At 34.2% G+C, this 12,619-nt stretch carries 11 protein-coding genes; 5 read left to right on the forward strand and 6 right to left on the reverse strand.

Translation table 11 applies throughout. The features are described 5' to 3' along the window. The first annotated feature begins 179 nt into the window (after positions 1-179). From BT156_RS10790 to mnmE, 4 genes are all read left to right on the forward strand, one after another. Complete coding sequence (locus tag BT156_RS10790) at positions 180-746, forward strand: Crp/Fnr family transcriptional regulator (protein WP_072409975.1); 567 nt, start codon at positions 180-182, stop codon at positions 744-746. Positions 747-799: 53 nt separating this feature from the next. Continuing rightward, positions 800-1,825 carry a saccharopine dehydrogenase family protein gene (locus BT156_RS10795; protein WP_072409977.1) on the forward strand — a complete coding sequence of 342 codons (1,026 nt, stop codon included), beginning with the start codon at positions 800-802 and terminating at the stop codon, positions 1,823-1,825. Then, a complete protein-coding gene (locus tag BT156_RS10800; protein ID WP_072409979.1) occupies positions 1,822-2,400 on the forward strand; it encodes an NAD(P)H-dependent oxidoreductase in 579 nt (192 codons plus the stop codon). Before BT156_RS10795 ends, BT156_RS10800 begins: the two co-directional genes overlap by 4 nt. Positions 2,401-2,768: 368 nt before the next feature. Next, entirely contained in the window at positions 2,769-4,154 is a 1,386-nt protein-coding gene (gene mnmE, locus BT156_RS10810; protein ID WP_072409983.1) for a tRNA uridine-5-carboxymethylaminomethyl(34) synthesis GTPase MnmE, read from the forward strand. 24 nt (positions 4,155-4,178) lie between these two features. On the opposite strand, the gene BT156_RS10815 is transcribed toward mnmE, so the two are convergent. Further along, positions 4,179-4,877, reverse strand: a complete 699-nt coding sequence (locus tag BT156_RS10815; RefSeq protein WP_072409985.1) for a DUF1826 domain-containing protein — start codon at positions 4,875-4,877, stop codon at positions 4,179-4,181. A 131-nt stretch (positions 4,878-5,008) separates the two neighbouring features. Then, positions 5,009-5,776: a methyltransferase domain-containing protein gene (locus tag BT156_RS10820; protein ID WP_072409987.1), complete on the reverse strand. Its 768-nt coding sequence runs from the start codon at positions 5,774-5,776 to the stop codon at positions 5,009-5,011. Between the two features lie 150 nt (positions 5,777-5,926). On the opposite strand from BT156_RS10820, the gene BT156_RS10825 reads away from it, so the two are divergent. Next, positions 5,927-6,673 (forward strand): metallophosphoesterase, encoded by a 747-nt coding sequence (locus BT156_RS10825; RefSeq protein ID WP_072409989.1) that lies wholly within the window; start codon positions 5,927-5,929, stop codon positions 6,671-6,673. A 354-nt stretch (positions 6,674-7,027) separates the two neighbouring features. Here the strand turns inward: BT156_RS10825 and BT156_RS10830 are convergent, their stop codons facing one another. The 4 genes from BT156_RS10830 to BT156_RS10845 form a co-directional block, all read right to left on the reverse strand. After that, the gene (locus BT156_RS10830) at positions 7,028-9,289 is read right to left on the reverse strand and encodes a glycoside hydrolase family 3 C-terminal domain-containing protein (RefSeq protein WP_072409991.1); all 2,262 of its coding nucleotides are present in this window, start codon (positions 9,287-9,289) and stop codon (positions 7,028-7,030) included. A 318-nt stretch (positions 9,290-9,607) separates the two neighbouring features. Beyond that, a complete protein-coding gene (gene metQ / locus BT156_RS10835) occupies positions 9,608-10,417 on the reverse strand; it encodes a methionine ABC transporter substrate-binding lipoprotein MetQ (protein ID WP_072409993.1) in 810 nt (269 codons plus the stop codon). A 180-nt stretch (positions 10,418-10,597) separates the two neighbouring features. Then, positions 10,598-11,254 carry a methionine ABC transporter permease MetI gene (metI, locus tag BT156_RS10840; protein ID WP_072409995.1) on the reverse strand — a complete coding sequence of 219 codons (657 nt, stop codon included), beginning with the start codon at positions 11,252-11,254 and terminating at the stop codon, positions 10,598-10,600. After that, a complete protein-coding gene (locus BT156_RS10845) occupies positions 11,247-12,275 on the reverse strand; it encodes a methionine ABC transporter ATP-binding protein (RefSeq protein ID WP_072409997.1) in 1,029 nt (342 codons plus the stop codon). Before BT156_RS10845 ends, metI begins: the two co-directional genes overlap by 8 nt. Positions 12,276-12,619: the final 344 nt, after the last annotated feature.

Below are 12,619 nucleotides of genomic sequence, written 5' to 3' on the forward strand. Positions count from 1 at the left end.
ATGTATGGTGATCTATCTTTGTATCAACAAAAAAAGACATCATTTTCATATCTTCATATATACTTAGTAAATTCAAAAGCGGTAATCACTTCAGTTCATGAAGTGATTTTTGTTTTTTTTTTAGTGGATAAACCTGTGGGTTTTGCTTATTTTTGATGAAAAATTACATATAGTCTAAAATGATACAGGATTTTTTTCACAGTTTTAATATATTTTCAGAGCAGGAAATTGAAGATTTCGCCCAACTTTTTGAAGTCAGAAAAGTGTATAAAAACGAAATTTTTATACAGGAAGGTGAAAAATGTAAAGAAATCGCACTAATCAGATCTGGTATTTTCCGTTCTTATTATATTTCTGAGGAAGGAAAGGATAGCACGTATTGTTTCAGATTTCCTAACGATTTGTTGGCTTCCTATTCATCATTTATTTCCGGTGCTCCAAGTGTGGAAACGATGCAGGCCATTTCTGATGCAGATCTGTTGATTTTAAGGAAAGATAAAATTGATGAATTGGTTCAAAATCATCCGAATTGGATGAAGTTTTTAAAAATAATTGCCGAACAGGAATATCTTGAATTGGAAAAACGTTTTTTTCAGTTGCAAAGAGATAATGCGAAACAGCGATATGTTACTTTGCTGGAGAATCAACCTAATTATATTCAGGAAATTCCGTTGCAATATCTGGCTTCTTATTTGGGAATTACGCAGCGTCATTTAAGCCGAATCCGAAAGGAGATTTCTTTTTAGACATTTGTCCTATACATTGAAGTGCCGGCTTTATAGTTTTGTGAAAAAAATATATGAAGTCAAACATTTTAATTATCGGTGGAAATGGAATGGTAGGTAAAACCATTGCCCGAATTTTTTCATCCAGAAATCCAAACAGCAATATTTTTATCGGAGGTAGAAAGCAAGGAAAAACGGAAAATGATTTAATAATTGACGTTACAAAACCTCAAACATTTCAAATAATTCTAGATAAAAAAATCGATGTTATTGTTCTTTCAGTCAATGATAAAGACGATCATGTTCTTCGTTTTGCGATTGAAAATAAAATAGATTATCTGGATATTACCAAACCAACTCCGGCTCTTACCAAAGCTTATGATTTTGCTAAAAAGCAGTCGATTAATAGCAGAATCGTTTTCAGTTCAGGCTGGATGGGCGGAATTGTAAGCGGATTGATCAATTCATTTTCTACAGAAATGAAAGATATTCAAAGCGTTGAACTTTTCGTTTATTATTCTGTGAAAGATCTGGCTGGAGAAAGTTCTGCACATTTTATGGCGGAAAATGTAGCTAAACCTTTTGTTAATTATCAAAATAATAAACCTGTTTCTATCAAGCACTTTCTGAATTCCGAACCGTTTGAATTTTCTTTTGGAATTGGTAAAAGACAGGCGTATAATTTTGATGTTCCTGATCTGTATATTTTAAATCAAATTGAAAAAATTCCGAACGCAAGTGTAAAAATGACGTATAATTCAAAATTTATTACTTGGTTATTGGGTGCATTTCAGAAAATTAAGCTGTTTAATATTTTATCTTTAAAGGAAAGAAAAATGATTTTCGGGTCAAGTGGAAATGGAGATCAGTCAGTTTTTGAAATTGTAGTAAAAACTAAAAATGGAAATAAAAAAATAAGTCTGCAAAGTATGAAAGGGCAGGCTGAATTAACCGCATTATCCGCTGTTTTGCATACAGAAGAATTGTTGAAGAATAATCATGAGAATAAAATTTATTTCAGTCATCAGCTATATCAGGGTTCATTGTTGTTTGACTCACTGAATGCTTATAAAACAATCAATATACAAGTAACGGAATGAAAAAAATACTAATCATTAACGGTCATCCCAACAAAGATTCCTTCAACTTTGGAATTGCAAAAGCCTATAAAGACGGAGCGTTGCAATCAGGAGCTGATGTTCAGGAAATTGTAATTGCAGATTTAGACTTTAATCCGAATCTGCAATTCGGGTATCAGAAAAGAACGGAACTGGAACCTGATTTGATTAACGCTTGGGAAAAGATTCAATGGGCTGAGCATTTGGTTTGGATTCATCCTGTTTGGTGGGGAGGTTTACCTGCAATCACAAAAGGTTTTATTGACCGACTTTTTCTTCCGGGATTTGCTTTTAAATACCGGGAAAATTCTGTTTGGTGGGATAAACTACTGAAAGGAAAAACGGCTCATATTATCACAACATTGGATCAGCCGGGCTGGTATTATCGGCTCTCTTTCGGAAGACCAAGTGTCAATCAGCTTAAAAAATCTACATTGGAATTTTGCGGAATACAACCTGTAAAAGTTACTTATGTAGGAGTTATAAAAACCTCCGATGAAAAACAGCGAGAAAAATGGCTCGAAAAAATTAAATTGTTGGGATTAAAACGGAAATGATTTTTGTCATTGCGAGGAGCGAAGCGACGAAGCAATCTCTTTGATTAATTAATTATTTAATGGAAAGCTTAGATTCTTCCAGCATGACAAATTATATGTACTAAAGTCATCTGTTACTTTTTGAGATTGCTTCGTCGCTTCGCTCCTCGCAATGACTGAAATTATTACAACGACTGCAACCCTAGCCCCGATTGTAACGACATCCTTTTTTGCAATGGCAAAGGAATTGGCAAAAAAGATATAGTGGAAAGCGGGAAATTGCTTCAAAAAAATAAAACTGTAATTCGACATAGTCAAATTGCTCCTAAAAATAAGTACAATAGAAAAACCATATAGTTCTGTGCCATTAAAAATCGTAAATTTGCACTATGAATAACGATACCATTTGCGCACTGGCTACGGCCAATGGAGTAGGAGCTTTAGGCATTATCAGAGTTTCGGGGAACGATGCTTTATCTGTCGTTCAGAAGTCTTTTCCTAAGAAAAATCTGGCGAGACAAAATTCTCATACAATTCATTACGGCTATTTTATGGATGGCGATGAGGCGATTGATGAAGTGATGTTGTCTATTTTCCTGGCGCCTAAAAGTTTCACGACTGAAAACTCTGTGGAAATTGCTTTTCACGGCTCTCCGCACATTGGAAAACGTATTCTTGAAACCTTGACCAAAAATGGAGCAAGAATGGCGAAAGCAGGAGAATTTACACTTCGTGCTTTCATTAATGGCAGAATAGATCTTTCTCAGGCTGAAGCGATTGCAGATGTGATTGCTTCTGAAAATGAGGCTTCCAGAAAAGTAGCAATCAATCAGTTGAAAGGTGGAATTACGAATGAAATATCGTTTTTAAGAACCGACTTATTAAATTTTGTTTCTTTAATTGAATTGGAGCTTGATTTCGCAGAAGAAGATGTAGAATTTGCCGACAGATCTGCTTTGAATCAGTTGCTTGATAAGATTGAATTAAAACTTAATTCTCTGATCGACAGTTTCCAATATGGAAATGCCATTAAAAACGGAACCGCCGTTGCCATTATCGGAAAGCCCAATGCTGGAAAATCGACTTTACTGAATGCTTTACTGAAAGAAGAAAGAGCAATCGTTAGCAGCATTGCCGGAACTACGAGAGATACGATTGAAGAAATTTTGCATATTAAAGGTCATGCTTTCCGCTTAATAGATACGGCCGGATTGCGTGATACGGAAGACGAAATTGAAGCAATCGGAGTTAAAAAAGCTAAAGAAAAAGTTGAAAATGCTAATATTTTGGTCTACTTAGCCGATGCTGCAACAGAAGATTTTTCTGATGATATTGAAATGATCAAATCGTTGCAACGCGATGATTTAAAACTGATTATCTGTGCTACAAAAATTGATGAAGTTTCTCCGACAACTTATGAAAAAGTAGAAACTATTTTCCGAAATGAAATTCCTCAGGAATTTGATTTCATCAAAATTTCTGCCGTTGAAAATCAAAATATTCAAGACCTTAAAAATGAATTGTCTTCTTATGTTGAACAGTTAAAATCTGCAGAAAACAATGTCGTGATTACCAATCAGCGTCATTTTGAAGCTTTAGGAAAGTCTTTGGATGCTGTGAATAAAGTGAAGGAAGCTATTACTTTTCAGATTTCTACGGAGTTATTGGCTTACGAGCTAAGAAATGCTTTGGAACATCTTGGCGAGATTTCCGGTGAAGTGACGAATGATGAGGTGTTGGGGAATATTTTTTCTAAGTTCTGTATCGGTAAGTAAATTCATAAATTCCAAAATAATTATCTAACAAATTAGAAGTAACCGATATTGGCCATCGTTTTCAATAGGAGCTCTATGAACGCAGGGTAAAACTTTCTGGTCAGGATTATCTACGGCTAATTTCCACAGATGACCCAACCCCAGATTTACTGCCTGAGCATTGAGTTTGGGTTGATAATGCAGATCAAAATAATATTCTTTTAAAAAGGACTCGAATTCGGCTTCTGGACCATCATGTAATTCTTTAAGTTTTTCCCGGATTTCTGGGATCAGAATTTTTTGTTCAACTTGATTATTGGGAAGAATATCACTTGCAGTACCATGATAGGTACATAAAAAAGTATCTGTTCCAATAGGGGAACGATCAACGTGGTAAGAATAAACATCTGTTGAAATGAAATCAAACTCTTCATCTCTGTCATAATTCTTAAGTAAATTAAGTGAGGGGGAAGCTCCAAAATCTGTTAATAACTGTAGGTCATTTAAGATAATCTTTCTTGCCATATTGCCCTTTTCTGATAGTTGTAGCGCTAAAAGATCATTAATGGAAATTTCTGTAATATTTTCTTTTAATTGAAGTTTAGATACAATTTCATTAAAATCTCCGGTTAAATTTCTGTGCCAGCAAATAGCATTCATCTCTCCTTGAAAATGGGTATTTACAAGTTCAGAAAAAGTAGAAACCATTCCAATTTGATTATTGCCGGAAAATGTATTGCTCATATTTTAGAATCAACAATTTAGTTGCTTAATTCTTTTGCAAAAATAAGAAATAGGTTAGAAGATCATGGTAAGATTAAATTTGTTTTTATACATTCCAATATGGGGAGCCATTATCAGATGTTATTTCATATTTATTTTTTCCTCCCATACATCAAAATTCTCTTAAAAGAATAAATAGCCGGAAGTTTCGGAAAACTTTCTGCAATTCTATCTTTAAATTCTACTGTAAAACATTTCTGTTCCTCGTCATTCAATTTTTCCAAATAAGGTATCAAAGCCGATCCTGAAATAAAATTAAATAAAGTCTCATGATCTTCCGCGATGATTGGGTAGACTTTTTGTGAAAGATTCAACTCTTCAATTCCATTCTCAAATAAAATCTTGGCGTATTCATCGATCGTGAGAACTGCAGAGGGGCGATTCCAATTATTTAATTGTGATTTAAAAGGTTCTTCATCAGCCATTTCAAACAAAATTTGATTAAGAATATTTCCCGGCTGATAAGGCATTTGGATGGCTAACTGACCATCAGGTTTCAATTTTGAGATCAATTTCGGAAACAAAGCTTGATGATCGTCAGACCATTGCAGAGCAGCATTACTGAAAATAAGATCCCAGTTTTCATCACGATTCAAAATTTCTTCGGTAGTTGCTTTTTGGAAATGAAGGCGGTCGTTTTCAAGTGTTTTGGATTTTTCCAGCATTTCACTTGATGAATCAATTCCAATAAATGTAGCGTTTGGAAATTTCTCTGTAAGAATGGCAGTTTGTTCGCCTGTTCCACAACCCAGATCAATCGCTTTCATGTGTTTTTCATCTTTAATAAGATCAGCAAGATCAAAAAATGGTTTGAAACGGATGTTTTTAAATTGATTATAAATCTCAGGATTCCAAGGCATAATTTGTAAATTTTAGGTGGATTCAATGTAATGATTTTGTAATCAATTGAAGAATTTAAAATATTAAAAAAGACTTAAATTAATGTTTAAATTCAAGTAATGTAGAAGATAAATGAAGCAAGAATTATGATTCTTTCTTATTTTAGCAAAATGAAAATACAAATCATCAGCGACTTACACCAGGAATTTGGACTCACCGATCTGTCCTTTGATAATGCTGATTTGGTCGTACTCGCTGGCGATGTAAATTTGGGAACAAAAGGAATTGAATGGATCAAAACTAAAATTCCAAACAAACCCGTAATTTATGTGTTGGGAAATCATGAATATTATAAAGGCTCATACCCAAAAACGCTGAATAAAATAAAGGCTGTCGCTCAGGATTCCAATGTTTCAGTGCTTGAAGATTCTTTTGTAGATATTGATGGCGTCCGTTTTCATGGGGCAACATTATGGACAGATTTTTCAATATTCGGAAATCCAATGCATTATGGAATGGTCTGTCAGCCAAAGATGAACGATTATAAAAAGATAACCAGAGATCCTTCTTATTCAAAATTAAGAACAATTGATACTTTTAAAATTCATCAGTTTTCAAAATTATGGTTACAGGAAAGCCTTGAGAACTCAAAAGCCCTGAAAAACATTGTGGTTACGCACCATGCACCAAGTATTCGGTCTGTTCCCGAACAATATAAAGAAGATCCGATAACCTCAGCATATGCTTCTAACCTTGAAGATTTTATTGTAGAACATCAGCCGTTGTATTGGATTCACGGGCATATTCACACGCCTTGCAGATATAAAATTGGAGAAACGGAGATCATCTGCAACCCTCATGGTTATATCGATGAAAAGTATAATGGATACGATAAAGAATTAATTGTTGAGATTTAGGCTAAATTTTAATGATTTATAGAATAGTAATAAAGTAAAATAAAATATGTCGTGTCTATTACGATGAAGTAGGTTTTTTTAATGATCATCATGAAAAATACAAATATACTCTCGGAAATCTTTTCTTGATAAAAGCAATAATTTAGAGAATGCTTCTAATGGCCAGTTATATTTACCCGAGGTGGGTGTTATTCAGTATTTTGAAAAGATAAAACAGTATATTTAATTTTTTTTTCATGATATCAGTTAGGCTTTTTCCAGAATGACAAAGATGATGTGTTATTTTATTGATAAAAAAGCTCAGATTCCGGTCAGAATCTGAGCTTTCCATTTTATTTTTAATTATGAAACTGCTTACTTCAACGTAAACTTCACTTTTGTTTTAATCGCATCAGAAGAATTTCCGATCAAAGCTTCAAAATCTCCCGGTTCTGCGACCCAGTCGTGTTTACCAGCATCAAAGAAACTTAAGGCAGTTTTATCGATTGTAAAAGTCACTTCTTTTTCTTCTCCGGGATTTAAAAACACTTTTTCAAAACCTTTTAATTCTTTTGCAGGTCTTTCAACAGAAGATTTTAAATCAGAAATATACAATTGGGCAACTTCCGCTCCGGCTTTTTTTCCTGAGTTTTTAACAGAAACCGTGAACGTAATTTTATCTTCTTGAGAAATCGTTGTTTTATCGGCTTTAGCTTTTCCAAATTCGAAAGTTGTATAGCTCAAACCATGACCAAAACTGAATAAAGGTTTGATCTTTTTTGTGTCATGCCAACGGTATCCAACGAAAATCCCTTCGTTATAAGTAATATTAATCGGATTTTTCTGATCTTTTCCTTTTCCGGCAGCCAATTCTTCTTTATTTCCGGGATATTCTCCTAATGCATGAGCAGAATTATCTTCCAATTTCACAGGGAAAGAAAACGGTAATTTTCCTGATGGATTGGCGTCACCTGCCAATACAGAAGCAATAGAATTTCCAGCTTCAGAACCTAAATACCAAGACTGAATAATTGTTGGAACTTCCTTTACCCAAGGCATTGCCACTGCATTTCCTGAAACCAAAACTACTGCAAGATTTTTATTCGCTTTTGCCAAAGCTGAGATCACATTATCCTGATTGTAAGGTAATCCGTAGCTTTTTCTGTCGTTTCCTTCACTGTCCTGGAAATCGGCCTTATTTAATCCTCCAACAAAGATTACATAATCAGATTTTTTTGCCAATTCTACAGCTTCGTTTAATAACTCGGCTTCAGAACGAGTGTCTTTTAAATCCTGTCCCGATTTTACACCGTTATATTCTCCGCCAATATCTCCGACATATCCTCTTGCATACTGTACGTCGGATTGTTTCCCGAATCTTGCTTTAATTCCATCTAAAGGTAATGTCTCATATTTTACTTTTAATGAAGATGAACCTCCGCCAACAGTCATGATCTTGATGGCGTTTTCACCGATAACGGCAATTTTTTTAGCTTTATTGATATCAATTGGAAGAACATTTCCTTGGTTTTTCAACAAAACAATTCCTTCTTCACCTATTTCTTTGGCAACGGCTTTGTGTTCCTCAGAAGCTACATTTCCGAAAGGTTTATTTCGGTTCATTGTTGTTTTATAAGCAAGATTTAAAAGTCTTGTTACTTTGTCGTCAAGCTCTTTTGTACCTACTTTCCCTGATTTAATCAGATCTAAATAAGGCTTTGCTAAATAGTAATTATCGTATGCATTTTTTGTTCCTGCAGAAAGTCCGTTTGTCCAGCTTCCAAATTCAAGATCCAATCCGTTGTGGATAGCCTGTTCGGTATTGTTAACTGCTCCCCAATCGGAAACGACAACGCCTTTATATTTCCATTCTCCTTTTAAAATATCATTTAAAAGATATTGATTTTGACTTGCATACTGACCTTTGTACATATCGTAAGCACCCATAATCGTCCACGAATCTCCTTCTGTAACCGCAGCTTTGAAAGGCGGAAGATAGATTTCATGTAATGTTCTGTCATCAATTTTCACATTGCTCGTATGACGGAACATTTCCTGATTATTAAGAGCGTAATGCTTCACAGAAGTCGCCACACCGTTTGATTGTACACCTTTGATGTAAGGAACCACCATTTTTGAGGTTAAATAAGGATCTTCACCCATGTATTCGAAATTTCTTCCGTTCAATGGTGTTCTGTAGATGTTTACTCCGGGGCCTAAAAGGATATCTTTCTTTCTGTAACGGGCTTCTTCTCCTAGAGCCTTACCGTAATTCCATGACATTTTTTTGTTCCATGTTGCGGAAAGGGCGGTCAGAGCAGGGTAGGCGATGATTGAGTCGTTTGTCCAGCCGGCTTGGTTCCATTCGTCCCACATTACTTCAGGACGTACCCCGTGAGGACCGTCTGTAGTCCAGAATTCAGGAATTCCCAATCTTGGAACTCCGGGAGAGCTGAACTTCGACTGTGCATGAAGCATCGCCACTTTTTCCTCTAACGTCATTCTGGAAAGCGCGTCCTGAACGCGTTGTTCAACTGGTTTGGATTCATCCAAATAAACGGGTAAAGTTGTATTTTGAGCCATAGAATAAGCAGAAATAAGAGTGAATAAACTTACAATGGCAGTTTTCTTTAACATAAAAACCTTTTTATTGATTCGTAACAAAATTAAGTAAAATATTTATTATCTCAAATTGAGAAAATGTAATTTTTACATAAATGGTTATTTATAATCAATTGTTAATTAAAAATATGCAGGTTTTTAATTGGAGTAAGTTTTGAAAAAAAGAATAAAGTAAAGAAGACATCATTTTGAAAAATAAATTTCACAAAACGATGCCTCGATATATAATAATAGAATATGTTTAACGTGAATGGTGAATTGTCAATTGTCAATGAGTCAATTTTCCATAATGCTGTAAAATTCACGATTGACAATTCACAATTGATCTTTTCGCTACCAACCCTTAACCGCTCCGCCTTTGAAGATTTCTTCGGCCTTTTTTACAACTTCATCAGATTGGTAAGCTTTCAGGAAATTTTTCACTTTTTCATCGTTTTTATTGTCTTCTCTTGAAACCACGAGATTTACATACGGAGAATCTTTATCTTCTTTAAAGATCCCGAATTTATTTACATCTAATCCTGCCTGAGCTGCAAAATTGTTATTAATAATCGCAATCACAACTTCTTTATCATCCAACACTCTTGGCAATTGCGGTGCTTCGATTTCTACAATTTTCAGTTGTTTTGGGTTATCAACAATGTCGGTGACTTTAGGCAATAAACCAACGCCGTCTTTTAATTTTAGCAATCCGTTTTTCTGCAAAAGAAGCAATGAACGGCCACCGTTTGTAGGATCATTTGGGATAACAATCGTACTTCCATTTTGAAGCTGACTGATATTTTTGATCTTTTTTGAATACGCAACGATCGGATAAAGAAAAGTATTTCCTACAACTGCTAATTTATACCCTCTCTGTTTTGATTGTTCATTCAAATAAGGCACATGTTGAAAGGCATTGGCATCAATATCTCCATTGTTCAATGCTTCATTGGGAACTACATAATCATTGAAAGAAACGAGTTCAACTTCAAGGTTGTATTTTTCTTTAGCAACTTTCTTTGCCACTTCAGCAATTTCCTGTTCCGGACCTGATGTGATACCGACTTTAATGAAATTGGAGTCTTCTTTTTTTGGTGAATTACAAGCTGTGAATAACAATAAACCAGCTGCCAGAAAGCTTAAAATCTTTATTTTTTTCATTGTAAATTATTTTCTTTAATTATTTTTTTGTTTTAAACGCAAAGGCGCAGCGTTTATAAATCTTTACGGGTTTTAAGGCGCAAGAAAATCTAAGATTTTCAATTATAACACAATCAATTTTATCAGAGATAAAATAAAACATTTATTATACTTTTTTTGCACCTTTGCGTTTAACTAAAATCAACGGTGATCAAATATTTTCGCCAATCTATCACCCGAAAACTGAATGATAAACACGATAGCAACCAATAAACCTAATACAAGATTCATAATAACCGCATCATAGCCGATATAGCCATATTGATATCCGATCTGTCCTAACCCGCCTGCCCCAACAGCTCCGCCCATTGCGGAATATCCGACTAAAGTGATCAAAGTGATGGTTGCATTATTGATCAATGAAGGAAGTGCCTCAGGAAGTAAAACTTTTTTGATAATTTGAAATGGAGTAGCTCCTAATGCTCTGGCAGTCTCAATTAAACCAGCCGGAACTTCAAGCAAACTATTTTCCACTAATCTTGCAATAAATGGCGCTGCACCAATACTCAACGGAACCAATGCTGCATTCACTCCAATAGATGTTCCAACCAAAGTTCTTGTAAAAGGAATCATCCAAACGATCAAAATAATGAAAGGAATAGAACGGAAAATATTAACCAAAACAGATAAGATCCTGTTATAATATACATTTTCCAAAAGCTGTCCTTTTCTTGTCATGAATAAAAGAATCCCGACGGGAAGACCCAAAACAAATCCAAAAAATCCTGAAACAAAAGTCATATAAACTGTTTCCCAAACTCCTTTCGACAAAAGCGAAATTACCGTATCACTAAGCATAACCTTTTACTGTATTTTGAATTTTATTCTGATTAAAATAATAGATTGCTTGTTGGTTTTCTTCCTCTTCTCCTTGAAGCTGCAATAATAATTTCCCAAAATTTGAATCCCCAAGATATTTTACATCAGCTTTCAAAAGTTTATATGGAATTTTATATTTGTCATAGATTATTGAAAGAAGATTTTCAACAGATATATGTTCGTCAATTTCTATTTCGACAAGTGGAAATAATCCTGCTTGTGGTTCTTTTTGTAGTTTTTTATTCAATTCTTGTGGTATAGTCATAACACCTGAGTTTAAAAATTGTTTGATGATCGGATTGTCTTTATTAGAGATGATCTCGCTTAAAGTTCCTTTTGCTAAAAGTTTTCCTTTGTCTATCACTGCGACGTGGTTACAGATCGATTTAATAACTTCCATTTCGTGTGTAATCAATAAAATGGTAATTCCCAACCTTAGATTAATATCTCTCAATAATTGCAAAATAGATTGAGTGGTTGCAGGATCCAGCGCACTTGTAGCTTCGTCGCAAAGCAAAAGATACGGATCATTGGCAAGTGCCCTCGCGATGGCAACTCTTTGTTTTTGTCCGCCCGAAAGACTTTTAGGATAATCGTTGGCTTTGTCTTCCAATCCTACGATTTTCAGTAATTCGTTTACTTTATTTTGAATGTCCGATTTATTATTGTTATCTAATTCTAAAGGAAGTGCTACATTTTCAAAAACGGTTCTTGAAGAAAGCAGATTAAAATGCTGGAAGATCATTCCGATTTTTTTTCGCTCTTTCGCTAATTGTTTTGAATTTAATTTTGTAAAATCATTTCCGTTGATAATAATTTGTCCATGATCTGGTTTTTCCAATAAATTCACTGTTCGTATCAGGGTACTTTTCCCGGCTCCTGAAAAACCGATGATTCCTACAATATCTCCTTGTTCAACATTTAGACTTACATCATCCAGTGCCTTAAAAGACTGCTTTTTTTGATGAAATGTTTTTGAGATGTTTTTTATTTCTATCATTTTATGTTATTCTTGATTAAATAAAAAAGGCCTTACAACGTGGTAAGGCCTTTAAAAATATGTCATATAAAAGTAAGGTCAACCACTAAAATTCTCATAACAAGCCATACAGCATTGCATCATAATATTGATGTTAAATTTCTTCATTGAATTATATCTGAATTTTGATTCCATTATCATTTCCAAACTTGAATACGGGTGCAAATATAAGGCATAAATTTTTATTAGTCCACTAAAAAAGTAGACTTTTTGTAAATTAATTTTTCTTTTTTAATTTAAATTATTGATTTTAAGTATTTTATATTTTTTTTTATTTTGATAAAGAATGCGTTACCTAGGTTTTC

Origin of the sequence: Chryseobacterium limigenitum, assembly GCF_900114875.1 — a bacterium.
In the GTDB taxonomy this organism is placed as follows: domain Bacteria; phylum Bacteroidota; class Bacteroidia; order Flavobacteriales; family Weeksellaceae; genus Chryseobacterium; species Chryseobacterium limigenitum.

Excerpts from the sequence above, each read along its gene's own strand:
- BT156_RS10790 (WP_072409975.1), top strand. The coding sequence starts at position 180 with ATGATACAGGATTTTTTTCACAGTTTTAATATATTTTCAGAGCAGGAA.
- BT156_RS10795 (WP_072409977.1), top strand. The coding sequence starts at position 800 with ATGAAGTCAAACATTTTAATTATCGGTGGAAATGGAATGGTAGGTAAA.
- BT156_RS10800 (WP_072409979.1), top strand. The coding sequence starts at position 1,822 with ATGAAAAAAATACTAATCATTAACGGTCATCCCAACAAAGATTCCTTC.
- mnmE (WP_072409983.1), top strand. The coding sequence starts at position 2,769 with ATGAATAACGATACCATTTGCGCACTGGCTACGGCCAATGGAGTAGGA.
- BT156_RS10815 (WP_072409985.1), bottom strand. The coding sequence starts at position 4,877 with ATGAGCAATACATTTTCCGGCAATAATCAAATTGGAATGGTTTCTACT.
- BT156_RS10820 (WP_072409987.1), bottom strand. The coding sequence starts at position 5,776 with ATGCCTTGGAATCCTGAGATTTATAATCAATTTAAAAACATCCGTTTC.
- BT156_RS10825 (WP_072409989.1), top strand. The coding sequence starts at position 5,927 with ATGAAAATACAAATCATCAGCGACTTACACCAGGAATTTGGACTCACC.
- BT156_RS10830 (WP_072409991.1), bottom strand. The coding sequence starts at position 9,289 with ATGTTAAAGAAAACTGCCATTGTAAGTTTATTCACTCTTATTTCTGCT.
- metQ (WP_072409993.1), bottom strand. The coding sequence starts at position 10,417 with ATGAAAAAAATAAAGATTTTAAGCTTTCTGGCAGCTGGTTTATTGTTA.
- metI (WP_072409995.1), bottom strand. The coding sequence starts at position 11,254 with ATGCTTAGTGATACGGTAATTTCGCTTTTGTCGAAAGGAGTTTGGGAA.
- BT156_RS10845 (WP_072409997.1), bottom strand. The coding sequence starts at position 12,275 with ATGATAGAAATAAAAAACATCTCAAAAACATTTCATCAAAAAAAGCAG.